This window comes from Neorhizobium galegae (genome assembly GCF_021391675.1).
GTDB classification, from domain to species: domain Bacteria; phylum Pseudomonadota; class Alphaproteobacteria; order Rhizobiales; family Rhizobiaceae; genus Neorhizobium; species Neorhizobium galegae_B.
Window position 1 is genome coordinate 821,231 of record NZ_CP090096.1, and the last position, 26,734, is coordinate 847,964.

The 26,734-nt window shown below is 62.1% G+C and carries 23 protein-coding genes and 1 pseudogene; 5 read left to right on the forward strand and 19 right to left on the reverse strand.

The window, feature by feature from the left end; genetic code table 11:
- Positions 1 to 3 precede the first annotated feature (3 nt).
- From LZK81_RS26620 to LZK81_RS26640, 5 genes are read right to left on the reverse strand one after another with little or no spacing between them, the layout of a single operon-like run.
- Positions 4 to 1,260, reverse strand: coding sequence for an ABC transporter substrate-binding protein (locus tag LZK81_RS26620; RefSeq protein ID WP_233956923.1), 1,257 nt, complete (start codon positions 1,258 to 1,260; stop codon positions 4 to 6).
- Positions 1,261 to 1,292: 32 nt separating this feature from the next.
- Positions 1,293 to 2,402: an ABC transporter ATP-binding protein gene (locus LZK81_RS26625; protein ID WP_233956925.1), complete on the reverse strand. Its 1,110-nt coding sequence runs from the start codon at positions 2,400 to 2,402 to the stop codon at positions 1,293 to 1,295.
- Between the two features lie 4 nt (positions 2,403 to 2,406).
- On the reverse strand, positions 2,407 to 3,315 hold the full coding sequence (locus LZK81_RS26630; protein ID WP_233956927.1) for a carbohydrate ABC transporter permease: 909 nt from the start codon (positions 3,313 to 3,315) through the stop codon (positions 2,407 to 2,409).
- Between the two features lie 2 nt (positions 3,316 to 3,317).
- On the reverse strand, positions 3,318 to 4,202 hold the full coding sequence (locus tag LZK81_RS26635) for a carbohydrate ABC transporter permease (protein WP_046609739.1): 885 nt from the start codon (positions 4,200 to 4,202) through the stop codon (positions 3,318 to 3,320).
- Entirely contained in the window at positions 4,199 to 4,372 is a 174-nt protein-coding gene (locus tag LZK81_RS26640; protein ID WP_233956929.1) for a hypothetical protein, read from the reverse strand. The genes LZK81_RS26635 and LZK81_RS26640 overlap by 4 nt, the downstream gene beginning before the upstream one ends.
- Positions 4,373 to 4,537: 165 nt before the next feature.
- On the opposite strand from LZK81_RS26640, the gene LZK81_RS26645 reads away from it, so the two are divergent.
- The 3 genes from LZK81_RS26645 (at position 4,538) to LZK81_RS26655 (ending at position 7,514) form a co-directional block, all read left to right on the forward strand.
- Positions 4,538 to 5,446, forward strand: coding sequence for a helix-turn-helix domain-containing protein (locus LZK81_RS26645; RefSeq protein WP_233956931.1), 909 nt, complete (start codon positions 4,538 to 4,540; stop codon positions 5,444 to 5,446).
- Positions 5,447 to 5,739: 293 nt separating this feature from the next.
- The gene (locus LZK81_RS26650; RefSeq protein WP_233956933.1) at positions 5,740 to 6,759 is read left to right on the forward strand and encodes a ketopantoate reductase family protein; all 1,020 of its coding nucleotides are present in this window, start codon (positions 5,740 to 5,742) and stop codon (positions 6,757 to 6,759) included.
- A complete protein-coding gene (locus LZK81_RS26655; protein ID WP_233956935.1) occupies positions 6,756 to 7,514 on the forward strand; it encodes an SDR family NAD(P)-dependent oxidoreductase in 759 nt (252 codons plus the stop codon). The genes LZK81_RS26650 and LZK81_RS26655 overlap by 4 nt, the downstream gene beginning before the upstream one ends.
- A 48-nt stretch (positions 7,515 to 7,562) precedes the next feature.
- On the opposite strand, the gene fhuB is transcribed toward LZK81_RS26655, so the two are convergent.
- The 11 genes from fhuB to hutI all read right to left on the reverse strand — a co-directional run bounded on the left by fhuB (position 7,563) and on the right by hutI (position 21,148).
- Complete coding sequence (gene fhuB / locus LZK81_RS26660; protein WP_233956936.1) at positions 7,563 to 9,563, reverse strand: Fe(3+)-hydroxamate ABC transporter permease FhuB; 2,001 nt, start codon at positions 9,561 to 9,563, stop codon at positions 7,563 to 7,565.
- Positions 9,560 to 10,123: an ABC transporter substrate-binding protein gene (locus LZK81_RS26665; RefSeq protein WP_233957832.1), complete on the reverse strand. Its 564-nt coding sequence runs from the start codon at positions 10,121 to 10,123 to the stop codon at positions 9,560 to 9,562. Before LZK81_RS26665 ends, fhuB begins: the two co-directional genes overlap by 4 nt.
- A 24-nt stretch (positions 10,124 to 10,147) precedes the next feature.
- A complete protein-coding gene (locus LZK81_RS26670; RefSeq protein ID WP_233956938.1) occupies positions 10,148 to 11,032 on the reverse strand; it encodes an ABC transporter substrate-binding protein in 885 nt (294 codons plus the stop codon).
- Between the two features lie 10 nt (positions 11,033 to 11,042).
- Positions 11,043 to 13,481, reverse strand: a complete 2,439-nt coding sequence (locus LZK81_RS26675; RefSeq protein WP_233956939.1) for a TonB-dependent siderophore receptor — start codon at positions 13,479 to 13,481, stop codon at positions 11,043 to 11,045.
- Between the two features lie 100 nt (positions 13,482 to 13,581).
- Positions 13,582 to 14,517 (reverse strand): FecR family protein, encoded by a 936-nt coding sequence (locus LZK81_RS26680; RefSeq protein ID WP_233956940.1) that lies wholly within the window; start codon positions 14,515 to 14,517, stop codon positions 13,582 to 13,584.
- A 78-nt stretch (positions 14,518 to 14,595) separates the two neighbouring features.
- A complete protein-coding gene (locus tag LZK81_RS26685) occupies positions 14,596 to 15,096 on the reverse strand; it encodes an RNA polymerase sigma factor (RefSeq protein WP_233956943.1) in 501 nt (166 codons plus the stop codon).
- Between the two features lie 170 nt (positions 15,097 to 15,266).
- Positions 15,267 to 15,851: a HutD family protein gene (locus tag LZK81_RS26690; RefSeq protein WP_233956945.1), complete on the reverse strand. Its 585-nt coding sequence runs from the start codon at positions 15,849 to 15,851 to the stop codon at positions 15,267 to 15,269.
- 4 nt (positions 15,852 to 15,855) lie between these two features.
- Positions 15,856 to 17,529, reverse strand: coding sequence for a urocanate hydratase (gene hutU / locus LZK81_RS26695; protein ID WP_233956947.1), 1,674 nt, complete (start codon positions 17,527 to 17,529; stop codon positions 15,856 to 15,858).
- Between the two features lie 13 nt (positions 17,530 to 17,542).
- Positions 17,543 to 18,361, reverse strand: coding sequence for an N-formylglutamate deformylase (gene hutG, locus LZK81_RS26700; protein WP_233956949.1), 819 nt, complete (start codon positions 18,359 to 18,361; stop codon positions 17,543 to 17,545).
- A gap of 1 nt (position 18,362) precedes the next feature.
- Positions 18,363 to 19,898: a histidine ammonia-lyase gene (gene hutH / locus LZK81_RS26705; RefSeq protein ID WP_233956951.1), complete on the reverse strand. Its 1,536-nt coding sequence runs from the start codon at positions 19,896 to 19,898 to the stop codon at positions 18,363 to 18,365.
- Positions 19,895 to 21,148, reverse strand: a complete 1,254-nt coding sequence (gene hutI, locus LZK81_RS26710) for an imidazolonepropionase (RefSeq protein WP_233956953.1) — start codon at positions 21,146 to 21,148, stop codon at positions 19,895 to 19,897. The genes hutH and hutI overlap by 4 nt, the downstream gene beginning before the upstream one ends.
- Before the next feature lie 98 nt (positions 21,149 to 21,246).
- Here hutI and LZK81_RS26715 point away from each other — a divergent pair, with 98 nt between their 5' ends.
- Together LZK81_RS26715 and hutC are read left to right on the forward strand one after the other, a co-directional pair.
- A complete protein-coding gene (locus LZK81_RS26715; protein WP_233956955.1) occupies positions 21,247 to 22,593 on the forward strand; it encodes a formimidoylglutamate deiminase in 1,347 nt (448 codons plus the stop codon).
- Complete coding sequence (hutC, locus tag LZK81_RS26720) at positions 22,590 to 23,315, forward strand: histidine utilization repressor (RefSeq protein ID WP_233956957.1); 726 nt, start codon at positions 22,590 to 22,592, stop codon at positions 23,313 to 23,315. The genes LZK81_RS26715 and hutC overlap by 4 nt, the downstream gene beginning before the upstream one ends.
- Before the next feature lie 79 nt (positions 23,316 to 23,394).
- On the opposite strand, the gene LZK81_RS26725 is transcribed toward hutC, so the two are convergent.
- The 3 genes and pseudogenes from LZK81_RS26725 to LZK81_RS26735 form a co-directional block, all read right to left on the reverse strand.
- The gene (locus LZK81_RS26725) at positions 23,395 to 24,405 is read right to left on the reverse strand and encodes a HAMP domain-containing sensor histidine kinase (protein WP_233956959.1); all 1,011 of its coding nucleotides are present in this window, start codon (positions 24,403 to 24,405) and stop codon (positions 23,395 to 23,397) included.
- The gene (locus tag LZK81_RS26730) at positions 24,405 to 25,109 is read right to left on the reverse strand and encodes a response regulator transcription factor (RefSeq protein ID WP_233956961.1); all 705 of its coding nucleotides are present in this window, start codon (positions 25,107 to 25,109) and stop codon (positions 24,405 to 24,407) included. The genes LZK81_RS26725 and LZK81_RS26730 overlap by 1 nt, the downstream gene beginning before the upstream one ends.
- A gap of 47 nt (positions 25,110 to 25,156) precedes the next feature.
- Positions 25,157 to 26,651 (reverse strand): annotated as a pseudogene (locus LZK81_RS26735) (DUF4153 domain-containing protein).
- Positions 26,652 to 26,734: the final 83 nt, after the last annotated feature.

Consider the following 26,734-nt stretch of genomic DNA (forward strand, 5'->3'; position numbering starts at 1 on the left):
TCCTCAGATCCCCGTCAGCGCTTGGTTGATGCCGGCGATGATCTCGGTTGCGGCCTCCTTGGAGGATTGCTGGCCATAGGCGAAGGCTTCGAAATTGGTGTCGAAGACTTCGGTGACGCGCGGATGCTCGTTGAGCGGCGAGACGCCGGGGCTCGAGGGCTCCATCACCCGCTTGTAGGCTTCCAGCTGCACCGGCTTGATCTTGCCTTCCTTGGTCAGCGTATCGAGCGCCGCCTTGCTGGACGGAATGCCGCGCGTCGCCCCCATGATCTTGACCGCTTCCGGGTCGTTGAGCAGGCAGTTGAGCACCTGGGCCGCGGCCTTTGGATCCTTGCTGTTCCTGGAGATCGAAAACAGCATGGAGGGCTTGCGGTAGACGCCGTCAGTCTTGGCGCCCTCGATCGTCAACAGCTTGACGGGCACGAGCTCCTGGCCCTTTTCCATCGGCGTTGCGATCTTGCCGTAGGTGCTGTCCCACTGGTAGGTGCCGGCGACCTGGCCCTTGGCCCATTTCTGGTTTTCGTGCAGCGGCGTATTGCCGCCGGCGGCAACCTGTTTCCAGCTCTCGATGACGCCCTTGTCGACCAGTGTCTTGTAGAATTCCAGGCCTTCTGCGAGTTCGGCTTCGCTCCAGGCGACCTTGTTGGTGGCCGGGTCGATCAGGTCCTTGCCGGTCTTCTGAGTGGTGCGCAGGATCACCATCAGGCGGGCGTCGAGAGCCGCACCTTCGAACGGATAATACTCCTTGCCGAGCTTTTCCTTCATCTTCGGGGCTGCGGCGATCAGCTCTTCCCAGGTTTTCGGGATCTGGATGCCGGCCTTGTCGTAGGTCGTCTTGTTGAACATGAAGACGCGGCCAGTCGTGGAGACGGAAATGCCGTTTAGCTTCCCCTTGACGGTGCCGCTGTCGAGATCCGGCTTCGACCACTGGCTGAGGTCGATGATGTCCTTGTACTGGTTCAGGTCCGCAAAGCCGTCGCCGTTCTTGGTGAACAGCGGCAGCCAGGGCCAGTTCACCTGCATGATGTCGGCCTCGGTGCGTCCGGCGAGCTGCGTGGCGATCTTTTCCTGATGGCCCTGGAAGCCGGTGAATTCAGGCGCGATCGTGTGGCCGAATTTCGCGCCGCAGATCTTCAGGGCCTGCTGGGTTGCGACATGGCGGTCGTCGCTGCCCCACCAGGACATGCGCAGATCCGCGGCGAATGCGGCCGAAAGGCTGGTGGCGGCAAACAAAGCCGCCGTCATGAACATGGTTCTCATTTTGGCTCCTCCCAAGTTGGAACAATGAAATTTCAAATCGCCAGGCTGATGTTCTCCCCGGACTGGCGGTCGAACAGATGCACTCCCTTCGGGTCCGGGCTCAGCCAGACCCAGTCGTCGCGAAGCGCGCCGCGGTCGTAGGACGCGGACGGCACCACGGCGATGAGGCGTTTCGGGCCGATGTCGACATAGAGGTAGACTTCGTGGCCCATGAACTCGATATGGGTAAGCTTGCCCTTGATGGTGCCGGGTGTTTCGGCCGCGACGATGTGCAGGTGCTGCGGCCGGATGCCGAGCGTGACGTGCTCGCTGCGTCCGGAAATCCGCTTGCTGAACTCGTCGCCGAGCACGATCACCTGCTCCGCTGCCCGCACGCTGTTCTCTCCCTCGAACGTGCCGTCGAGGAAATTCATTTCCGGGCTGCCGATGAAGCCCGCGACGAATGTATTGGCAGGACGGCTGTAGAGCGTCACCGGATCGGCGACCTGCATGATGTGGCCGTCCCTCATGACGCAGATGCGGTCGCCCATGGTCATGGCTTCGGTCTGGTCATGGGTAACGTAGATGACGGTCGCCTGCTGGCCGTCCGCCTTCAGCCGCTTGTGCAGGTCGGTGATGCGCACGCGCATCGAGGCCCGCAACTTGGCGTCGAGGTTGGAGAGCGGCTCGTCGAACAGGAAGACCTGCGGTTTCTTGATCAGCGCCCGGCCGACCGCGACGCGCTGCGCCTGGCCGCCGGAGAGCTGTTTGGGAAGCCGGTCGAGCAAGGGGTCGATCTCGAGAAGATTGGAGACGTGCTGGGTGGCCTGTTCGATCTCGGCGGCCGGGCGGCGCTTCAGCCGCATGCTGAAGGAGAGGTTTTTGCGCACCTTCATATGCGGATAGAGCGCGTAGTTCTGGAACACCATGGAAATCCCGCGGTCGCCCGGCGTCTTGTCGTTGACCAACTCGCCGCCGATGCGGATCTCGCCGCCGGTCACCCGTTCCAGCCCGGCGATCATCCGGAGCGTCGTCGATTTGGCGCAGCCGGACGGGCCGACCAGCACCATGAACTCGCCGTCATCGACATCCAGATTGATGCCATGCACGGCGCGAAACTCACCGTAATCCTTTTCGAGGTTTCTCAGTTGAAGACGCGCCATGTGACTATCCTTTGATCCCGCCGGACGAGATGCCGTCGATGAAATATTTCTGGGCGAGGAAGAAGACCGCGAGTGCCGGTGCCAGCGACAGGACCGACATGGCCAGGACCCGGTTCCATTCGAAGGCTTCGGTCGTGTCGATCGACAGTTTCAGCGCCAGCGAGATCGGGTATTTGTCGACCGAGGAGATGTAGATCAGCGGGCCGAGGAAGTCGTTCATCGTCCACATGAACTGGAACAGGCAGACCGAGATCAGCGCCGGCATCAGAAGCGGTACGACGATGAAGATCAGCGTCTGCCAGGTGGTGGCTCCGTCGACCCGGGCGGCCTCCTCCATGTCGCGTGGTATGGCGCGCAGGAACTGCACCAGCATGAAGACGAAGAAGGCGTCGCCCGCAAGCGCCGAAGGTACCCAGAGCGGCAGGTAGCTGTCGAGCCAGCCGAGATCGCGGAAGATCAGGTATTGCGGAATGCGGGTGACGACGTTCGGCAGGAGCAGCGTCGCGATCAGCGCGGAAAACAGCACCTTCTTGAACGGGAAATCGAAGCGGGCGAAGCCATAAGCGACCGCCGTGCAGGAAATCGCCGTGCCGATCACCTTCGGGATGACGATCCACATCGTGTTGAAGAAGAACGTGCCGAAGGAATAGGGCGTCGAGGTTTTCCAGCCCTTGATATAGCCGTCGAGTGTCGGGTTCTCCGGCCAGAAGCCGGGATTGGAGAAGATCTCCGAATTTGTCTTGAAGGATGCACCGACCAGCCAGATCAGCGGATAAAGCATCAGCAGCCCGACCGCGGTCAGTAGAGCGTAACGCAGGGCGGCATTGAAGCGGTGGCGGCGCGTTTCGCGGCTGCGGACGATGTCGATGTCGCGGGCGGCGGGCGTGTTCTGGGAGAGGATGTGATCGGTCATGGTCAGCTCCTCTTGTCGCCGGCGTAATAGACCCAATGGCGCGAAGACCAGAAGGCGATGAGGGTGAGGGCCATGATGATCAGGAACAGGACCCAGGCGATGGCCGAGGCATAACCCATGTCGAAGCGCTTGAAGGCCTCGTCATAGATGTAGATCGGCAGGAGATAGGTGGATTTCAAAGGCCCCCCTTGGGTGATGATGTAGGGTCCGTTGAACTCCTGGAAGGCCTGGACCATCTGCATGATCAGGTTGAAGAAGATGACAGGCGTGATCAGCGGCAGGGTGATGTAGACGAAGCTCGTCCATTTGCCGGCGCCGTCGATCGAGGCTGCCTCGTAGAGCGTCTTGTCGATGCTCTGCAGGGCTGCCAAGAAGATCACCATGGCCGAGCCGAACTGCCACAGGCGCAGGAGCGTGATGGTGAACAGCGCATTGGTCGGATCGCCGAACCAGTTGACCGGCTCAAAACCGATGAGGGCGAGGCCCATGTTGACGAGGCCGACATCGGCGAAGATGTAGCGCCACAGAACCGCAATGGCGATCGAGCCGCCGAGGATCGACGGCACGTAATAGGCCGTCCTGAAGACGTTGATGAACTTCAGCTTGTAATTGAGGATCACCGCCATGAAGAGCGCGAAGACGAGCTTCAGCGGCACGGTCGTGAACACGTAGATCAGCGTCACCCACAGCGATTTGCGGAACGTCCGGTCGTTGGTGAACAGCCGGATATAGTTCTGCAGGCCGGTGAAGACCGGCTCGTTCATCAGGTTGTAGTTGGTGAAGCTCAGGTAGAGCGACGCGAGGAAGGGCAGGGCGGTGAAAACCAGGAGCCCGATGATGAAGGGCGACAGATAGATGAGCCCAAGGAACTTGTTGTCGCCGCTCATGCCGCCTGCCCCAGTCTGGCCAGCGCTTCCGGCAGGCGGTGCATCCGACCGGCATACGCGGTGACGGTTCCGTCACAGGCAAGGTCGCCCACGAGTTTCGTCGCCCAGTTGAGCGAGCCGCCGCAGATAGAGGCGATGTTGAACGAAGAGACACTTGCTTTATTGTGCATCGCGACTTCCGGCCCTTCGATTTGCGCACAGACCTGATCCATCAGGCTCCCGCAATTGAAGCGCCATTTCCTCCCATTAATGTCTCAGTCGTGTTGAGTTCTCAGCTCCCGGGCTGATATTCTCACTTTGCCAGTCAGATCAAATCGACGAATTCGGGGAAAAGGATGGAGAAAATCGAAGGTAGCGTTCTGTCTGCGATTCCGATGAATGCTATGGCGTTGACGCTGACGCGTTCAACCATAAGGATGCAGCATTCGCATAGCTGGGGGGTGGACAAATCGAACAGCGTGCATGACCTGATCATCTGCCTGACGGGCTCGGCACGTTATGAAGTCGGGGGCGAGACGATCGACATGGCGCCGGGCAGGGCGATGCTCCTGCCTGCGAATACGTGGTTTTCCGGCCATTCGACCTCTCTGGAGGCCTATACCGGCATCGCCCAGCATTTCACGCTCGACCTCTTCGGACGGCTCGACCTGATCGCCCAGATGAACCTGAAGCACGCCGTCACGCTCGCCCGCTGGGAGATGATGGAGCCGCTGACGCGTTATTACCACGACAATTCGCCGCCCTACTCGACGACGCTGCTTCAACATCACCTCTTCATGTTCCTGTTGATCGAATTCATCGAACAGGCTCATATCGGCTGGAGGGAGCAGTCGGTCGGCAACGTCAACAATCCGGATGCGCTGTCCTTTTCGGTCATGGTGGCGGCGAGCCAGATCGCCGCCGATCCGCTGGGCGAGGAGATCGTTGGAAGAACGATCAGTTCGGTGCCCTACAATCCGGATTACTTCAAGCGGGAGTTCCGCAAGCGCGTCGGCTGGACGCCAGACAAGTTCCAGGAATTCAAGCGGATGGAGCGGGCCATGGGCCTGATGGCCGGCGGCTGCACGGTGAAGCGCGCCGCCGAGCTTTCCGGCTATGCGGACGCCTATTACTTCTCCCGCATGTTCAAGCGCTATATCGGCATTAGCCCGCAGGGTTATCAGCAATCAGAAAAGCGCAGCCGCGAGGGCGCCTTCCCGAGAGGCGAGGAGGATGGCCAGCTCATCTATCCGCTGACCCGCTGAATAGGTCGAAGCCTTTGGGCCGGGTTTAAAGGCTGGCTGAAATCCCATTCGGAAAAGCGGCGATCGGAGGCACGAGCCCGGTCGCCGTCGCCCCACGCTTCTCGATCCCGACCTGTACTCGACCGCACGACCGTAGTGGTCTACTCCTCGGAGTGCGCGTGTCCGCCATGCCGGTGATCGAATATCGTCATGCTGCAGTCCTGTCGTTTTAAGCAAACTGCAACGAGCGCGCGTTAGGCAATGTGGGATGTCGCGCTCGCGGGAATGCGGGCGCTTTTAGAGGGACCTTGGGCATGAGCCAGCCAATTCTGATCTGGGGCGCCGGCGCGATCGGCGGCACGCTGGGTGCGGCTTTCATCCGCGCCGGCGCGGATGTGATCTTCGTCGACAACGTCAAGGACCATGTCGATGCGATCAACGAGAAGGGACTGAAGATCGTCGGCCCGATCTTCGAAGATACCGTCCAGGCCAGTGCGTATCTGCCGGAAGAGCTGGAAGGCGCGTATCAGCGGACTTTCCTGTGCGTCAAAGCCCATCATACGGAGGCGGCGGCAAGGTCTCTCGTCCAGCATCTCCCCGCCGACGGATATGTGGTCTCGGCCCAGAACGGGCTCAACGAACGAGTGATTGCCCGCATCGTCGGAGAACATCGCGTCATCGGCTGCTTCGTCAATTTCGGGGCGGATTATCTGGAGCCGGGCGTCGTGCAGTATAGCGGCCATGGCGCCGCGGTGATCGGTGAACTCGACGGGCGTTTCACCGATCGAGCCGAGGATATCTATCAACTGATGCGGCATGTCGAGCCGAAGGCCCTGATCACCAACAATATCTGGGGCTTCTTGTGGGGCAAGCTCATTTACGGTGCGCTGCTGTTCGGCACGGCTCTCACCAACGACAGCATTGCCGATGTACTCGAAAATCCGATCGCCCGCCCGGTTCTGCGCCGGCTTGCGCTGGAAGTGGCGACGGTGGCGGCTATCAACAACATCCGGCCGGAAGCCTTCGACGGGTTCGATCCGGCCGCCTTCGGGCCGCTGGCCTCACCGGAGCAGACCAGCACGTCGTTCGACGACATGGTGGCGCATAATCGCAGGTCGGCAAAATCGCATTCCGGCATCTGGCGCGATCTCGCCGTGCGCAAGCGCAAGACCGAGGTGGATGCGCAGGTGATGCCGGTCGTCGAGATCGGCAGGGAATCGCGCGTTCCGACGCCGCTTGCCGCCCGCCTGATCGCCATGATCCACGAGATCGAGGACGGCAAGCGCTCGCTCGACATGGCCAATCTCGAAGAACTGGCGACGGTGACGGCATGAACATTTCGTTCGACGGGAAGGTGGTGATTGTCACGGGTGCTGCCCACGGGTTCGGGCGGGCGATCGCACAAGGGTTCGCGAGCCGTGGCGCGGCGGTGCGTGCCTGCGACGTCGATGCGGCGGGGCTCGATGAAACGGTCGGGCTCTGCGGGCCGAAGGCCGAAGCGCATGTACTGGATGTCGGCAATCGCAGTGCCGTGCAGGAGACCGTCCGGGCGATCGAGGCAGCCTCCGGCGCGCCGGACGTCCTGGTCAACAATGCGGGCGGCGTGCGCGGGCAGGTGGGCCGGCCGATCGAGGAAATATCCGAAAGCGACTGGCAGACGATCTTCGACGTCAACCTGTCAGGCGCCTTCTTCATGGCCCAGGCGGTCGCGCCGGGCATGAAGAGGAAAAACGCCGGGCGCATCATCAATATCTCCAGCGGCGCCGGGCTTGGAATCTCGCTGACAGGAATCCAGGCCTATGCCAGTGCCAAGGCCGGCCAGATCGGACTGACGCGCCAACTCGCCCACGAACTGGGGCCGTGGGGCATCACCGTCAACAATGTCGCGCCCGGCTTCGTGCGCTCCAACCCGGCGACCGAGCGACAATGGGAGGCGATGGGCGAGGAAGGGCAGGCGCGGCTCCTGCAGAATATTGCCCTCAAACGCCTTGGTACGCCTGACGACATCGCGGCCATGGTGATGTTCTTCGCGTCCGACTTCGCCGGATGGATTTCCGGGCAAATCATCAGCGTGGATGGCGGCAAATGAGCGTCGAGGGCCTATCTCGACGCGCATGATCAGGCCTGAAAAAGGGGCTCATCTGCGTTTCGCAATCTGCCAGAGAAAAAACGGACCGCCGACGAGGGCGACCAGCAGGCCGACAGGCACCTGCCAGGGAAAGATGATGGTCCGGCTCAGCCAGTCGGCAACCGCCATTGTGACACCGCCAAGGAACGCGCTGACGAAAAGCTGAGGCAGCGGTCGATGATAGCCGAGATAGTCGGCGGCACGTGGCGCGATCAGGCCGACGAAGCTCAGCGGGCCGACAAACACGGTTGCGGCAGCCGCGCAGAGCCCGGCCGCCAGGAGGATGGAGAGTCGCACGGTTTTCAGCGGGATGCCGAGCGACATCGAGGTCGCTTGGCCGAGCGGCAGAATTTCAAGCCAGCGCGCCATGAGCGGTGAGCCGGCCAGGATGACGAGCAAAATACAGCCCGCCGTTGCCGCATCGGCCAGGGTCGCCCGGTAGGTCGAGCCGGAGAGCCAGGCGAGCAGAAAATCGATACGCGGATCGCCGCTTGCAAGGACGAGAGCAGCAAGCCCCGTGCCGATGGCTGACAAGGAAATTCCCGCAAGCAGGATATGGTCGGGCGAAAAGGATGCCCTTGCCGCCATCAGCACGATTGCCCCGAGCGTCAGCAACGCGCCGGCTGTGGCCGCCAGGATCATGTTCGTCCGGTCGAGTTGGATGCCGATCAGAAACAGCAGGATGATGCCGATCGCGGCCCCGGAAGATATGCCGAGCACCTCCGGCGAAGCCATGGGGTTGCCTGTCATGCGCTGTATCAGCGTACCGGAGACGGCAAGGATCGCGCCCGCCGACAGCGCCACCAATGCGCGCGGCAGGCGTAGTGGCAGGAAGGTCGCAAGTTCGGCTCCGGAAGCCCAGTGCCACCCCTCGACGCCGCGTGCGAAAAACAGGCCGAGGGCGATCGTCACGGCAATTGTGGCTATCGCCGCAAACGGCATCCACCAACGGATCACGTGGCGAGGCGACGCCATGTCGGCACCGCCCTGCGTCGGCATGATTGCCCGCATGCGCGGCAGAAGCAGGAGAAGCAGAGGAGCGCCGATGAGCGCCGTGGCCGTGCCTGTCGGCACTTTTTCCGACAGCGGCAGAACCTGCACGAGCTGGTCGGTGAACCAGAGGAGCAATGCGCCGCCTGCCGACGCCGCAACCATCCGCCGCGCAAAGGTGCGCGCGCCGAGCGCTCCTGCGATATGCGGCGCTGCAAGTCCGACGAAACCGATGACACCGACCGCGGCAACGACGGCCGCGCTTAGCCAGACGGCGACGGCCAGACCGGCCAACCGGAGTACCGCGGGGGAAAACCCGAGGCTGCGGGTACTCTCGTCATCAAGCTCGAGAATGCGCATCGGTCGGATCAGGCTTGTCGCCAGGGCAAATCCGATCAGCAGCTTGACCGAAAGGTCCGTCACCACGGCCGTGCCGTTCTGGATGAGGGACCCTGTCTGCCAGATGAAAAGCTCCGTCATGTAGTCGCGGTCGAGGACGACGAGGAGCGCACTTGCCGAACCGCAGACCAGGCTGACGACGAGGCCTGCGAGCACCAGCAAAACCGGCGAGAGATGTCGGCGCCAGGCGATCAGGATGACCGCCGCCGTCGCCAACGCGCCACCGCCGATCGCCACCAGTTCGCGACCCGTATCCAGCAGGAATGGCGCAAGGATGGCGGCTGTGCCGAGCGCCAGATTGGCCCCGGCTGCCGTGCCGACGGTTGCGGGTTCTGCGAGCGGATTGCGCAGGGTCTGCTGGAAGATCGTTCCCGCAAGGCCGAGCGCTGCGCCGGCGACGATGCTGACAGCCACACGGGGAAGGGCGGAGTGATGGAAGAGCAATTGCCCGACATTGGTCATGTCAGGTGCGATCAGTGCGCTCCACCAGAGGTTCAACGGCAGCAGTTCGGCAAGCCGAAGCGAGGTCAGGAGAACGCACAGACCAGCAAACGCCAGGAGCGCAAGGATGGCGAACGGTGTTGATCTCCGATCCAGCGAAATCCGCGAGCCGGTTATCATGCCGAGACCAGGTTGTCGGCGAGGAGCGATGCAAAACGGGCCGCTACATCCAGTCCGCCGAACGGCCAGAGGGTGGGAATGGTCGTGATCGGGTGGGTACGCACGGCGGGCAGGTTTTGCCACAATGAACTTCCGCGCATCATCCGCACCGCATGCGGCATGATCGGTTCCAGGCAAACGAGCCGGACGTCGCCGATGGTTGCGAGCTGCTCCACGCCGACCGTCGAAATTCCCCATTCGCTTGTCTCGCGGTCCCATGCGTTCCGAAGGTCCAGCCGGTCCAGCACATCCTGAAGCAGGCTGCCGGCACCGTAGATGCGCAGGTGCCGGTTGTCGAAAAAGGTGAAGAGGCAGAGAGGGGTAGCCTTGCGGTCCGCGAGCAGCAGGCGGGATTCGTCGATCGTGCGTTCCGTCCCAAGAAGAAGAGCTTCGGCCTCGCGCTCCCGCCCCAGGCGCTCGCCAAGCCTTTTCGTCTCCCGTTTGGCCTGCGCATATGGCGAGGTTTTATCGGCATAGAGGGGGAGGTCGTAGGTCGGCGCGAAGCGGTGTTGATCTCCGATCCAGCGAAATCCGCGAGCCGGTTATCATGCCGAGACCAGGTTGTCGGCGAGGAGCGATGCAAAACGGGCCGCTACATCCAGTCCGCCGAACGGCCAGAGGGTGGGAATGGTCGTGATCGGGTGGGTACGCACGGCGGGCAGGTTTTGCCACAATGAACTTCCGCGCATCATCCGCACCGCATGCGGCATGATCGGTTCCAGGCAAACGAGCCGGACGTCGCCGATGGTTGCGAGCTGCTCCACGCCGACCGTCGAAATTCCCCATTCGCTTGTCTCGCGGTCCCATGCGTTCCGAAGGTCCAGCCGGTCCAGCACATCCTGAAGCAGGCTGCCGGCACCGTAGATGCGCAGGTGCCGGTTGTCGAAAAAGGTGAAGAGGCAGAGAGGGGTAGCCTTGCGGTCCGCGAGCAGCAGGCGGGATTCGTCGATCGTGCGTTCCGTCCCAAGAAGAAGAGCTTCGGCCTCGCGCTCCCGCCCCAGGCGCTCGCCAAGCCTTTTCGTCTCCCGTTTGGCCTGCGCATATGGCGAGGTTTTATCGGCATAGAGGGGGAGGTCGTAGGTCGGCGCGAAGCGTTCAAAATCGCCGACCTCCAATCCGTATCCGTAGGTTGCGATGATCAGGTCCAGATTGAGCTCTTCCAGCAGCTCAAGGCTCGGCTCACCCCGCGACCCGAGGTCGAGCGTCGTCTCCGGCAATGTCGGCTGATCGACCCACTGCCTATACCCTTTGAGATCGCCGACGGCGATCGGCGCAAGTCCAAGGGACATCACCATCCCGGCTGCCGTCCACTCCAGACAGGCGACGCGCCGGAGAGGGGACGAGGCGAAACCGCGAAAAGGGAACGCGGCAAAGACGCCCGTCCCGCCCAGGAACGCGCGCCTTGTCGGAGAGTGGAAGCCGGCGCTCAAGTTGCCTTCCTTACCAGGTAACTCGCACGGAGGCAGTGATCCGGCGCCCCTCGCCATAGAAGCAACCGAAGCCGTCGGCAAAGCAGGAAGCAACGTAATCCTTGTCGAAAATGTTGCTGACGTTGAGCGAAAGTGTCGTGTTGTCCTTCTTGTAGCTGAGCGCCGCGTCGGCGAGCACATAACCGGGAACCTTGAAGGTATTGGCGTCATCGCCCCAGGTCTTGCCCACATATCGAACGCCACCGCCAATGGTGAGGCCTTCCAGCGGTCCATTCTGCAGCTCGTAGTCCGCCCAGAGCGAGACACGGTGCCGGGCCACGCCGAAGGGTGCGTTGCCGACGTCACTTGTTCCGGTGGCAGAATCCCCGGTGGTTTCCTTTGTCACTTCCGTATCGAGATAGGTGTAGGCAAGCCGCACATCCACACCGGAATCAAGGCTTGCCACACCCTCGACTTCAATGCCGCGCGAGGTGATTTCACCGGTCTGTGAAACCGTGCCTCCACCCGGGCCGCTGTAGCTCACGACATTCTGGCGGGCGAGATCGAAGGCAGACACAGTCATGAAGGAATTTGAGCCCGGCGGTTGATACTTGATGCCGACCTCATATTGGCGGCCTGTCTCCGGTTCGAATCCGGCCATGGTGACCGGGTTGAAGGATTCCGTGTAGCTGACGTAGGGCGCCAGGCCGTTGTCGGTGAGATAGACGAGGCCGGCGCGTCCGGTGAACGCATCGTCTTTCATGTTCACGTTATTGCCGGAGTCGACGGCATCACGGGCCGTTCCCCATGCCCAGTCGTAACGTCCGCCCAATGTCAGCGTCCACCGATCGAGCTTGATCTGGTCCTGTCCATAGATGCCAAGCTGACTCTGCACGGTCTCGGTGTTCCTGTAAGGGATCATCGGACCGATCGGTTTGCCGTAGACGGGATCGAAGATGTCGAGCGGATCCACGTCACCGCTCGATGCGTAGTCGCGATAATAGTGGCGCTTGAAGTCGATACCGGCGAGCAGGGTATGCGCCAACTCCCCCGTATCGAACTCGCCGATGATCTGCGTGTCGATCGTGCCGCCCTGGAGATTGGTGCTGCCGCCGTCGGCATAACGATCATAAGTCCGGCCGTCCGCCTGCAGCCCGGCGCCGAAAACGCCCTGTTCCTCATGGGTCAGCCAGACATAGCGCGCGTTCTGGCGGATCTGCCAGGCGTCGTTGAAATGGTGTTCGAATTCGTAACCGACGGAACCGAGCGTATTGTTGTATTCGTCGAAGGCAGGCTCGCCGACGAACCGGCTATTCGGGATCTTGCCAAAAGGACTGCCAAAAACAGTGCCCGATGCCGGAAGATACTGCATGGCCCAGCCGGAGCGATCACGCTGATACTGACCGAGAACGGTGAGTTTTGTGTCTTCGTCCGGCTTGAACGTGATCGCCGGCGCCAGGAAGAGGCGGTCATCGTCGACGAAATCGATCTGCGTCGAGCTGTCGCGCACAACGCCCGTCATGCGATAGAACAGCGTGTCGTCACTACCGACCGGTCCGCCGAAATCGAACCGGCCCTCATAATGTTCGAAACTTCCGCCGACGATCTCGACCTCGCGCAGCACGTCTTCGGTCGGCCGTTTGCTGACGTAGTTGATCAAGCCGCCGGGTGTGGCCTGTCCGTAGAGAACGGAAGCCGGACCGCGCAGGACCTCATAACGCTCGGCGCCATAGGGTTCGATGGCGTTGAACATGGTAAAATTGGAGTCCTTGAGCTGCAGGCCGTCGCGATAAAAGATGCCGCTGCTGCCCGTGCCCATGCCGCGAAGCTGGACGCCGAGACCGCGATTGTCCGTGCCGTACAGGTCGCCGCTGGCGCCTGGGGTATAGCGCAGCGCGCTGTTGAGGCTGTTGACCCCTTGCACGTCCATCTGATCGCGCGTGACCACGGATATCGACTGCGGGGTCTCGATCAGCGGCGTATCGGTCTTGGTGCCTGTCGCGCTACGGGTCGCCACGAAGCCGTCCACCGGCCCCCAGGCGGTCTCCGAGGTCAATATGATCGGAGCAAGCTCTGTCGCACTGCCCGCCGATGCGGCGGCACCGGTGGCGGTCGGATCCGTCAGCACGACGGTATTGGCATCCTGGAACCGCCAGGAAAGACCGCTTCCGGCGAGCAGCCTCGTGAGCGCCTCCTCCGGTGACGCGGAACCGCTGAGACCCTGAGTGCGAGCGCCGGCCGGCAGGGTGCCGTTGAAAAGCACGTCGATACCCGTCACCGAGGAAAAGCGCACCAAGGCTGAGGAAAGAGGCTGGGCAGGGATCGAGAATGTGTAGGACGATGCCGGAGCCTGCGCCGCCGCCGACATGGCCTGAAACAGCGGAATGACGCAGGTGGTCGCCAGAAGCAGCTTACGGAACGATCCTGCCGACATGCTCGGCAGATGGCGATTGATGATAGGACGCGACACGAAAATCCCCCTTAGGCAACGCGACAGACCAGCGCGATACACACGCTCTGATCATGGGGACGAACGCTTTCCCCAAAAACCTGAGTGATTTTTGAAATATTTATCTCGGGTAAATAAAGGTCAGCCATGGCGATAGCGTCTGGACCTTGATCGGCAGGCCGAGCGCCAGCGTGTCGAGGATGCTATCGGACCGCTTCACGTCGACGATGATCGTCACCCGGCTCTGCGCAAGCCTGTCGTCCATGACGATGATCTTGCCGGTGCGCCAGCGGGAGAGAGACGATATGACGTCACGAAAGGGGGTCGAAAGGAAGACCAGCTTGCCGCTCCTCCAGGAAAGCTGCGTCTCGACGTCCGCCTTGACAGGCATCGACATCCGTCCGTTCCTGTAGATCAGGCTCTGTCCCTGTTCAACACGCTGGAATTTTTCGCGAGTAGAAACGCTGACCGCATGTTCGGTGACCGTCACGGCGATCCCGTCTTCCTGGAACCCGACTGAGAAGGCAGTGCCGAGCGCTGTGGAAAAGAGGTCCGAGGCCTCGACGACGAAGGGGCGGGATGCGTCCGCTGCGACCTTGAAAAATGCCTCGCCTTTTTCAAGGATAACCCGGCGCCGTTCTGCATCGAAATTGAGTGCCAATGCGGTCCGGGTCGACAGAGTGGCGACCGAACCATCGGGCAGCGTCACCGAGGCGGTCTCGCCCGTCCCCGTGCTATAGGCCGCGGCGGGACCCAACAGGCGCATGCTGCCCCAGACGACGCCGGCCAGCACCATGGCAGCCCCGCCCGTTTTCAGGACGGCTCGTCGCGATGGGGACTGCGCCTTTCCGAGATCATGGACAATGCCGGCCCCGGACCATAACCTTTCCAGATCGGAATAAGCCTTCGCGTGTCTCTCGTCGGCCAGCAGCCATTCCCGAAGGCGCTGGCGATCGGACATGGTCTCGCTGCCATCCAGCAGAAGCGCGAACCACTCCGCTGCCCTGCGGGAGATCTCATCCTCTGCCTGTCTGTGGCCGTCCGGCGCTTCTTCCATGAGATGCGATTCCTCAAAACCCATGAACAGAACGAATAGGAGGGGGAGAAATCTGGTCCGGCATCATGAAGAAACTGCTTACATTCCGGCTTTCAGCCGTTCCAGCGCAGTCACCATATGGCTGAAGACCGTTTTGGGAGAAATTCCGAGCTTTGTGCCGATCTCGACATAGCTTAGCCCATCTATCCGCGAGAGTAGAAAGACCTGCCGGCATTTCGGTGGCAGCGAATTGACGATTTCCTGCAGTCTTTTCAATTCATCGCGGCTGAGAACCGCGTCCTCGGCAGAAGGACGATTGTCTGCGACGTATTCGAGGTGATCGACGCCGGCGACGAAAGGTGCGATGCGTCGGCGACGCTCATGGTCGGCAGCCAGATTACGTCCGGTGGTCACGAAGTAACCTGCCAGATCGGAGACGTCGCGCAGAAGGCCAGGTCGCTCCCAGAGTCTCAGAAACGTGTCTTGCGTGAGATCGGCTGTGGTCGCCGCACATTCCACCCGCCGTTGAATGGCGGCGGCCAGACGTTCTCTCACGGAGAGAAAAACCTCAAGAAAATCGCGTCTACGGATATCGTCCATGTCTCCGACTATACCGGCGCCCGGGGTGGCGGCAAGAGGCCCATCTAAAAATCATGACTGATTATATCAGGTTTTTATCAAGATCCCGCATGGCTCGAAATCGGCGCGTTGCTGCTCAACGAATGGGCGACGCCGCCGTCGATCGCGCTTGATGAACCTGGCTGAGAGTGTCAGCGCAAGTCGTCCCCACCTTCGGGATTCAGTTCTATCAGGAAAACCTCCGAGTCCCCGGAGATAACAAGATCGCCTGTCACTTCGGCGCCGAAGGTCAGGCAATCAAGTGGCCCGAGGTCAAATTTCTCCGAACCGAACGCAATCGTGTGTTTTCCTGTGGCAAGAACGAACCTCAAAAATGCCGACGGCGGTAGCGACATGGGCGTCGGAAGCCTGATGACGCGGTGAGAAAACCGGCCGCGTCGCGTCATCACGTTGAGGTCCGTTGTCACGCCATCGACCAACGCGGCGAAAACCGGCCTGTCGGCAGGAAACGGACAGGGCTCGGAATTGAGATCGAGAGTGACGGGCGAGCCACCATCGATCGTCAGCTCCATCCCGTTGCCGGAGAGAATCGACAGGGTTCTGTCCACGCCCGGAAAGATCGAGAACGGTCCGTCGGAGGCGACGGTCGCCATGCTGATGCGCCAGTCGAAATCCGCGATCGAAGCACCGGCTGGATAGACGGCGATCTCCACCGTCTCGCCGCCTCCGTTCTTCCACGGCATTCGCTTGTGGCCGGATGCGCGCAGGGTTTTCATGGGTTCAGTTCCCGAGGATGCCGGGCAGGCGCAGTCCGTTTTCCTTGGCGCAATCCACGGCGATCTCGTAGCCCGCATCCGCATGGCGCATGACGCCGGTGGCGGGGTCGTTCCAGAGCACGCGTTCGATGCGGCGGTCGGCGTCCTCGCTGCCGTCGCAGCAGATGACCATGCCGGAATGCTGCGAATAACCCATGCCGACGCCGCCGCCGTGATGCAGAGACACCCAGGTGGCACCGGATGCCGTATTGAGGAGCGCATTCAGCAGCGGCCAGTCAGACACCGCATCCGAGCCGTCCTTCATCGCTTCCGTCTCCCGGTTGGGAGAGGCGACCGATCCGGAGTCGAGATGGTCGCGGCCGATCACGATCGGCGCTTTCAGTTCGCCATTGCGGACCATCTCGTTGAAGGCAAGGCCGAGCTTGTGGCGGACGCCGAGGCCCACCCAGCAGATGCGCGCCGGCAGGCCCTGGAAGGAAATCCGTTCGCGCGCCATGTCGAGCCAGTTATGCAGATGCGTGTTGTCCGGCAGCAGTTCCTTCACCTTGGCGTCGGTGCGGTAGATGTCTTCCGGATCGCCGGAAAGGGCGGCCCAGCGGAACGGGCCGATGCCACGGCAGAACAGCGGACGGATATAGGCCGGCACGAAGCCCGGGAAGGCGAAGGCGTTTTCCAGCCCCTCGTCCTTGGCGACCTGGCGGATATTGTTGCCGTAGTCGAGCGTTGGAATGCCGGCGTTCCAGAAGGCGATCATCGCCTCCACATGTTCGCGCATCGAGGCGCGGGCTGCTTTTTCCACCGCCTTCGGATCGCTTTCGCGTTTGGCCTTCCATTCGGCCATCGTCCAGCCCTTGGGCAGGTAGCCGTTGATCGGGTCATGGGCGGAGGTCTGGTCCGTGACCATGTCCGGACGGATGCCGCGACGGACCATCTCGGGGAGGATTTCCGCCGCATTGCCGAGCAGGCCGACGGATTTTGCCTCGCCGGCGGCCGTCCAGCGGGTGATCATCTCCATGGCTTCGTCGAGCGTTTCCGCCTTGGCATCGACGTAGCGGGTGCGCAGACGAAAATCGATGCTGTCGGGGTTGCATTCGACCGCAAGGCAGCAGGCGCCGGCCATGACGGCAGCAAGCGGCTGGGCGCCGCCCATGCCGCCGAGACCGCCGGTCAGGATCCATTTTCCCTTGAGGTTGCCGCCATAATGCTGGCGGCCGGCTTCCACGAACGTCTCATAGGTGCCCTGCACGATGCCCTGGGTGCCGATATAGATCCACGAACCGGCCGTCATCTGGCCGTACATGGCCAGCCCCTTCTTATCGAGCTCGTTGAAATGGTCCCAGGTGGCCCAGTGGGGCACGAGGTTCGAGTTGGCGATCAGCACGCGCGGCGCGTCCTTGTGGGTGCGGAACACGCCGACCGGCTTGCCCGATTGCACCAGCAGGGTTTCTTCCTCCGTCAGCGTCTTCAGTGTCGCGACGATCCGGTCGAAATCGTCCCAGGTGCGGGCGGCGCGCCCGATGCCGCCATAAACGACCAGTTCGTTGGGGTTTTCCGCCACGTCCGGATCGAGATTGTTCATCAGCATGCGCAGGGGCGCTTCCGTCATCCAGCTTTTGGCGTTGAGCTGATTGCCGCGGGGCGCACGAATTTCGCGGATGTTGTGGCGGGGATTGGTCATCGGAACGTTCCCTTTATTGGTTGTTGTTTTTCTGTGATGCGAGGCCGAGCGCGATCCGCTCGATCCGCGTCAGGATATCTTTCAGATGGACACGCAGTCGCTCTGCCTTGGCCGGATCATAGGCAAAGGGCGGAGTCTCCGTCTCGAGATGGGTGGATTGCGAAAGTTCCATCTGGATGGCGTGGACGTCGGTTTCCGGCTTGCCGTAGTGCCGCGTCGTCCAGCCGCCCTTGAAGCGGCCGTTGAGGATGCTGGTGTAGCCCGATGCCGCGGCCGTCACAGCGAACGCTGCCTGTTCGATGGCCGGCGCGCAAGTCCTGCCCATGTCCGTGCCGATATTGAAATCGGGCAGGGCGCCTTCGAACAGGAACGGGATGTGCGAGCGGATCGAGTGGCAATCGTAGAGAACGGCAATGCCGTGGATGGATTTGACCCGTTCGATTTCGGCTGCGAGCGCCGCGTGGTAGGGCGCATGGAAATCCCGCAGCCGGTCGGCGGTGTCGGCCTCGGTCGGCGCGGCACCGTCATTCCAGATGCTCTTGCCGTCGAAATCCGTCTCCGGGATCAGGCCGGTGGTGTTCTGGCCGGGATAGAGGCTGGCACCCTGCGGATCGCGGTTGGCGTCGATCACGTAGCGGTGGAACGTGGCGCGCACCGTCGTCGCATCCGCCAGGAGTCCGTAATAGAGTTCATGGATGTGCCAGTCCGTATCGGCAAGCAGGCGACCGTTGTCGTTCAGCCGGTCCCAGATCGCCTGGGGCACATCGGTTCCCGTATGCGGAAAGCCGAGAATGACTGGGGAGGCGCCTTGGGTCACTTCAAAGACAGCCATTTCACGCCTCCAGGACCGGCAGGATATCCGTGGAAACGGACGCGCCAAGCGCGCCTGAAGCAACGAGATCTGTCGCCGCCTTGAGGTCGTTTGCCATGTAACGATCCTCTTCCAGACTCGGAACGACGGAGCGGATGGTGGCGATCACCTTCTGGAGTTCGGGGCTGGTGGTCAGTGGCTTGCGCAGTTCCACGCCCTGCGCCGCCGTCAGCGCCTCGATGCCGATGATGGTCGCAAGATTGTCGGTCATCTGGAGAAGTCGGCGTGCCCCATGGCAGGCCATGGAAACGTGGTCTTCCTGGTTGGCGGAGGTCGGCGTCGAATCGACCGAGGCGGGATGCGACATCTGCTTGTTTTCCGACATCAGGGCGGCGGATGTGACTTCCGCGATCATCAGCCCGGAATTGAGCCCCGGCTTTTTTGCGAGAAAGGCCGGCAGACCGTAGGAAAGGGCCGGGTCCACGAGCAGCGCAATGCGGCGCTGGGAGATCGCGCCGATTTCGCAGACGGCAAGCGCGATCTGATCGGCAGCAAAGGCCACCGGCTCGGCGTGGAAATTGCCGCCGGAAACGACGGTGTCATCGGAAAGCACCAGTGGATTGTCGGTCACCGCATTGGCTTCGATCTCAAGCGTGCGGGCAACCGAGCGCAGCAGATCGAGGCAGGCGCCGTCGACCTGGGGCTGGCAGCGGATGCAATAGGGGTCCTGAACCCGTTCGTCGCCCTGAAGATGACTTTCGCGGATGACCGAACCCGACAGTAGGGCGCGCAGCGCCGCGGCCGCATCGATCTGGCCCTTGTGGCCGCGAAGTGTGTGGATATCCGGATGGAAAGGTGCGGAGGAGCCCATGGCGGCATCTGTCGACATCGCGCCGGTCACCAGTGCTGTCTGGGCGGCGCGATGGGCACGGAACAGGCCGGCCAGTGCCAGGGCCGTAGAAGTCTGGGTGCCGTTGATCAGGGCAAGGCCCTCCTTGGCGGCAAGCACGACCGGTTTCAATCCGGCCTTCGCAAGCGCCTCGGCAGCCGGCAGCAATATGCCTTGATAAAAGGCCTCGCCTTCGCCCATCATCACGGCCGCCATATGCGCAAGCGGCGCCAGATCGCCCGACGCGCCGACCGAGCCTTTTTCGGGAATGAGCGGGATCACGCCGGTTTCCAGCATCGCCTCGATCAGGCGCACCAGTTCGAGCCGGACGCCGGATGCACCGCGACCGAGCGAAATGAGTTTCAGTGCCATGATCAGGCGGACGATATTCTCGGCGAGCGGCGCGCCGACACCGCAGCAATGCGACAGGATCAGGTTGCGCTGGAGCGTCGCGACATCGGCACTGTCGATCTTGATCGACGCCAGTTTTCCGAAGCCGGTATTGATGCCGTAGACCGGTTCGTTGCCGGCGGCAATCTGGGCGATCCGCGCCGCAGCCTTCTCAATGCCTGCGTCGAACGAAGAATCGATCCGTGCCGGCGTGCCGTTCCAGTAGATGTCCTGAAGCTCGCGAAGGCTCACCGAGCCGGGTGTCAGAACGATGCTCATGCGGAAACCCTCTCGCCCTTGAAGATCCGTGCCGTCAGCGGATTGAAGCCGATGCGATAGACGAGCTCCGCCGGCCGCTCGATATCCCAGATCGCGAAGTCGGCGGATTTGCCGACTTCGAGCGTGCCGGTTTCAGCCTGAAGGCCGAGTGCGCGCGCGGCCTCCCGCGTGACGCCGGCAAGGCATTCCTCGACCGTCAGGCCGAACAATGTCGCGCCCATGTTCATGGTCATGAGCAGCGAGGTCAGCGGCGATGTGCCAGGATTGCTGTCGGTCGCAAGCGCGATATGGGTGCCGGCGTCGCGCAGCGCCTGGACAGGCGGCGCCTGCTTTTCGCGAAGTGTATAGAAGGCACCCGGCAGCAGCACGGCGACCGTACCGGCGTCAGCCATGGCCCTCGCGTCGGCCGCCGAAAGATATTCCAGATGGTCGGCCGACAGCGCGCCATAGGAAGAGGCAAGGCGTGCGCCGCCAAGATCGGAGAGCTGTTCCGCATGCAGCTTGACGGGAAGGCCAAGCGCTTTCGCCTTGTCGAAAACCCGGGTGATTTCGGCGGGCGAGAAGGCAATGCCCTCGCAGAAACCGTCGACCGCATCGACGAGCCCTTGCGAATGCGCCGCATCGAGACCCGGCAGGACCACGTCGGTGATATAATCGCCGTTGCGGCCCTTGTACTCCGCCGGTGTCGCATGCGCGGCAAGCCAGCTGGTGACGATCCGCACCGGTCGGACTTCGCCCAGCCTGCGGGCAACCCGCAGCATTTTCAGCTCGCCCTCGATGTTCAGCGCATAGCCGGATTTAATCTCGACCGTGCTGATACCCTCGGCCAGAAGCGTGTCCAGCCTGCGAAGCACCTGGGCGAGGAGCTCGTCTTCCGAGAGTGCATTGGTTGCCTTTACCGACGAGATGATGCCGCCGCCGGCTCGTGCGATCTCCTCGTAGGTCGATCCGGCCAGGCGCATTTCGAATTCCATCGCGCGGTCGCCGCCGAATACCAGATGGGTATGGCAGTCGATCAGCGCCGGGGTGATCCAGCGCCCGCCGCAATCGGTTTTGTTTTCGGACTTCTCAAATTCGGCAGGCAGGTCGGCCAGTGCGCCGACGAAAGCTATCCGCCCGTCGCGCACGGCGATCGCGCCGGCTTCGATAATGCCGAGGCCGGATGCAGAGGGAGCAAAAGTGGCGATCCGCGCATTGTGCCAAAGCGTAGCGGAGCCTGCTGCAGATTTTGAAGAATCTTCCCCATCCATAAGCTTTTCGCCTTTCCTTATGGGCGAACATGTATATACATAATAATCCAGGTGACAAGAAGAATTTTGGTCTCCGCGAGGAAAAGGGAAGGGCGTCCATGGCCACGCTTCATGCGCAATTGGCTCTTCTGCCGGAAGGCTGGCAGCAGAATGTAAGGTTGACGATCGAGGCAGGCCGGCTCGCCGGGGTGGAGGTCGGCATCGAGGCCGCGACCGAAGACGAGCGTCACAAGGTGCTGGTGCCTGCGATGCCGAACCTGCACAGCCATGCCTTCCAGCGCGCCATGGCAGGTCTCACGGAGGTTCGCGGTCCCGGCGACGACAGCTTCTGGAGCTGGCGGACGCTGATGTACAAGTTTGCGCTGTCGATCACGCCGGAACAGGTCGAGGCCGTCGCTTCGCAGCTCTATATGGAAATGCTGGAGGCCGGCTTTTCCCGGGTCGGCGAATTCCACTATCTCCACCACGACAGGAATGGCGGCCACTACGCCAATATCGCCGAAATGGCCGAACGCATCGGGGCGGCGAGTGCGGAGGCGGGAATTGGCCTGACCCTCCTGCCGGTCTTTTATGCGCATTCCGGCTTCGGCGGTGCGGCGCCGATCGAAGGCCAGCGCCGCTTCATCCACTCGGTCGACGATTTCGCCAGAACCATGGACGGTTGCCGTCGCCTGACTGCGGCGATGCCCGGCGCGGAACTCGGCGTCGCGCCCCACAGCCTGCGAGCCGTAACCCCGCAGGAGCTCAGGCAGGTCGTGCCGATGGCAGGCGACGGGCCTGTGCATCTCCATATCGCCGAACAGGTGAAGGAGGTCGAGGAGTGCCTTGCCTGGTCTGGCGCGCGGCCCGTCGACTGGCTGTTCGCAAACATGCCGGTCACCGAACGCTGGTGCCTCATCCACGCGACGCATATGACCGAGGATGAAACCCGCCGCATGGCGGAAAGTGGGGCTGTCGCCGGGCTCTGCCCGATCACCGAGGCCAATCTCGGCGATGGGATCTTCCCCGGAGATCTCTTCCTCGGCCACAACGGCAGCTTCGGCATCGGTTCGGATTCGAACATACTGATTTCCGTGGCGCAGGAGCTGCGCCAGCTCGAATATTCCCAGCGCCTCGGCCTGAAGAGGCGCAACGTCCTGGCAAAACCGGAAGGCTCGACGGGGGGGCGGCTGTTCGAGACGGCGCTTTCGGGCGGCGGAATGGCGCTCAACGCTGCCGTTGGCTTGGCCCAGGGCAACTACGCCGATATCGTTTCGCTCGACGTCGAGCACGTTCCCTATCTTGCCGCCGATCAGATTCTCGACCATTGGATATTTGCGGACGGCATTGCCGTGGATTGCGTCTGGGCGCTTGGCCGCAAGCGGGTCGAAGGCGGACGGCATGTCCAGCGGGATGCGATCGGCCGGCGGTTCAGGACGGTAATGCGGGAACTGCTGACAGTATGACCAATGGCAAGGAAGCCACCCTCCATCATCGTATCTTAAGCGACATAGAGGGACGGATCGTCTCCGGCGAATGGCCTCCGGGATACCGACTGCCTTTCGAGGTCGATCTTGCCGTACAATACGGCTGCTCGCGGATGACCGCCAACAAGGTGCTGACGCATCTTGCCAGAGCCGGGCTGATCGAGCGGCGCAAGAAGTCCGGCAGCTTCGTATCGCAGCCGGTGACCCAGTCCGCAGTGCTTGAAATCCATAGTATCGAAGCAGAGGTCCGCTCCCTTAAACTTCCCTATTCCTACCGGCTGGAAAAGCGGGCTCGGCGCGAGGCAAGCCCAGTTGACCGGCAGCATCTGGAGCTTTCGGAAGCGGCGCCGGTCCTCGATCTCGTCTGCCTTCATCATGCCGGCGAACGACCGTTCTGCCTTGAGGAGCGGCTGATCAACCTGACGACGGTGCCCGAAGCGGAAACCGAGGATTTTTCGAAGTCGGCGCCGGGGACCTGGCTCATCAGCCAGATCCCGTGGAGCACTGCGGAACATCGGATCTATGCCCAGTCGGCCAGCGCGGAGGTCGCAAGGACGCTCGACATTTCCAGGAACGCAGCCTGTCTGGTCATCGAACGACGGACCTGGGGCAACACCGGTCCGGTAACATTCGTGCGCTTCACCTATCCGGGCGACCGGCACGCATTGGTCGCCCGGTTTACACCCGGCGGAGAGAGCTAGGCGACGCCACTGCGCTATCAATACCCGCATCCGCAAACGATCGCGGCAGGTTGTGCCACGGCCTAGTTTCCCTCGCCCGTCAGGGCGTCAGAGGCACAATGATCTCGAATTCAGTCCCCGCGCTGTTCGCCTGCCGCAGGCGAATCGTGCCGCCGTATGATCCCAGCATGGTGCGGACGATGTCGAGACCCATGCCGGTGCCGCCCTGTTCGCGACGGGTCGAAAAGAAGGGTTGAAAGACGCGCTCCCGGTTTCCCTCGGAAATGCCGCCGCCGTTGTCGCGCACGAGAATGGTAGCGGTTCGCGTGTCGGCTCCTACCGCCAGTTCCAGTCTGGTGGCGCCATGCTGAGCCGCGTTTTCCGCAAGATTGGCAAAGACGATGCCGGCTGCTTCGAATGGCAGGGCGACGGTACTTTGCGTGTCTCCCGCCCCGGAAATTTCAAGGCCGGGAAACCGGTTGCGCAGCAGGGGCAGGACATCTTTGACGCTCGTTTCGCCCTGAGCCATGGGAAGCTCCGCCTGAGCCAGTTCCCTCAACCTCGACAGCAAGGCGTCGAGCCTTTCCGCGTCGGCGATGATATTGTCGAGAAAACGCAGGCGTTGCGCTGTTGTCATCGGCAGATCGTCGTCGTCGCGCAGCAGTTCGGCAGCGCCCCGGATCGCGGTCAACGGCGATTTGAGTTCGTGGGAGACATGCGCGGCAAAGGAGCGGACATATTCGGTGCGGTCGACCAGCCTGCCCGCGAGGTCGAGGAAGCTTTGCGACAGTGTCGCGATCTCGCGCGTCCCATAACGTTCCAGCGGCCGGATTGCCACCTTGCCACCGCGGGCAATCTCCTCGGTGCGGGCGATCAGCGCATTGATGGGGCGGGTTATGGTGCGGGCGAGCACGTAAGCAACCGCGAGCGTCAGTGTGAGGACGACGACCAGTGCCGCTGTTTCGGCAGGCGTCATCCGGATCGAGGTCGTTTCCGGGGCGCGAAACCAGATGATGATCAGGACCGGCAGTACCATCACGGCCAGAAGCACCGCGTACACGATCAGCGCCAGCGGCGGCCGCCATTTCGTCCGCACTCGTGGCGCCGTCATTACGCCTTCCTCCCGAGATCGCTGCCAAACCTGAAGCCTACGCCGTGAACGGTAGCGATAATGCCGATCGCGCCCGCCGCCGAAAATTTGGCCCGGATGTTGCGGATATGGCTGTCGATCGTGCGATCCGCCACATGGATGCCGGGGCCATAAGCCGCCGCCATGAGCTGCTCGCGGCTGAACACCATCTCGGGGCGGGAAAGCAACGCGACCAGAATGGAAAATTCGAGCGCGGTGGTCGTGACCATGGTGCCGCCGAAGCTCACGGTCCTTGCGGCCCGGGCGAGGCTGACCTCTCCGGCGACGAGCATATTCTCACGGTTGTCGAAACCGCCACCATTGCCGCTGCGTTTCAGGATCGCCTTGACGCGGGCGACCAGTTCGCGCGGGCTGAAGGGTTTGGTGACATAGTCGTCACCGCCGATCTCAAGCCCCAGCACCCTGTCGATCTCCTCGTCTCTGGCCGATAGGAACAGGATGGGAAGCCCGGAGGTCTTGCGGATCTGGCGGCAGACCTCTAGGCCATCCATTTCCGGCATGCCGATATCGAGAACGATGAGGTCGATGTTTCCCCGATGGAACGCCATCATCGCTTCGGTGCCGTTGCGCGCGGTCGTCGACACCATGCCGGCGCGTTCCAGGGCAAAGCAGATCACGTCGCGAATATGGGGTTCGTCATCGACGACGAGGATGCGATGCGCCATGATGGATCCTGCAGAAATTCACTGTCGCTGTTGTTATCGTTCTTCCTCTATCTTGCAATGGTTGCAGGTGAACGGAGATAGGCTTCGATCCGCTCCGCTCGGAAACTCCAACTCCGCCAGTCACGCGGCCGGCACGCAAAATCATAGGCAAGCGACTGCCTGACCGACAGCGCCCTGTGCTTCTTGTCGATCGCCTCCTCGGGCAGGGCGGAGAGATAGAGATCAAGCGCCGGGATGGCGGAGGGGCCGAGCGACGACAGGTAGCCGATATCAAGCGGAACGCCCTCATGGCTGAGTTCCAGGCTGTGCGTGACGTTGAAGCGGGCGATGAAGGCCGGAAAATCGATGAAGGCACTGAGGTAGAGCACGCTTGCCAGCACGGCGATATTCGTGGCGATCAGCCATTGGTTGGATTGGCGCAACACGATCCGCAGCAGGATCAAGACAAGGCCGAGGGCAACGAGGCCCATCCATATTCCGGCGGCAACGCGCAGTTCCGTCAGCGAATACACCTCGACATAGAGGTCGAGCCGCAGGATCGACGACAGGCAGAGAAGCACGTTCTGGCCGATCCAGACATGGACGAGGCCGCGGATCAGAGGGCTTTTGTCGCCCGGGCCGCCCCGACGCATGGCGATCAGGACGAAGGCTGCGGCAAGCAGAGCCGTGGCGATCAGCGGATAGGCGCCGCGATGGGCATATTCCGCATGGGTCATGCCGTCCGGGAGATCGACACCGCCCCAGAGATAGACGAGATCCAAGAGCGTCTGCATGGCAAAGAGCGCATTGAAGAGGAGCAGCGACCGCAGCAGCGAGGCATGGGTGAGAAACGGAATTTCGATGTCACCTGCGGCCGGGTCGTGCGCTCGGTGCCGAGCGGTTCTACGCTTCAGGCGCGGTCGCAGCATGGCCCAGACGAAAGCGGCCGTCGTCATCCAGAAGCCGATCCGCCAGAGATCCATGAATTGCAGCAGAAATGCGAGATCGATGCTGCGCAGCGCGTCTTCGATCAGCGGATTGGCGATGGCGAAGAGAAGCAGGAAAACCCGAAGCGAGAATAAGCGGCACCATCCAGATGCCGAGATTCCGCCAGATCGCAGCAAATGATGAGCGTTCGGCCCGCGAGGCAAGATGTTTTCTGCAATCCTGCAGAAGTCGTAGCGGGACAACGAGGACAAAACGAAAAAGAACCGGGGGAAGACCGCTCAGCCGCTGCGGCACGAGCCTGGCGCTCGCCAGCGCAACGCACATGATCGCGCCAAGTGAAACGGCCACACCCATTGGAGATGGAGTTTCTATGAGCGGCGCCGCGGCGAAAGCCGAAAGGCCGAACAAGAGGACCGCCGTCAAGGGCCGCGTGCGCCGCCTTGCCGACAAGAGAAGTGTGGCGGCTACCAGAATCGCAAACAGGAAAAGGTTGAGCCCCGGCGCCTGACCGAAGATCAGGAAATCCGAAATCGCCACGACCGCTAGAAGAGCGGCGATTCGATTGGCGCCGCGTGTCCTGGGCATCGGTGCCGGCAGCTTGTCAGTCATTTGCACTGCTGGCCCTCTCTCTGACGCGGCCCTCGATCACGATGAGCATGGTCGCCGGACGCCGGTCAGGAGGAATTCCTTCGGGCTGG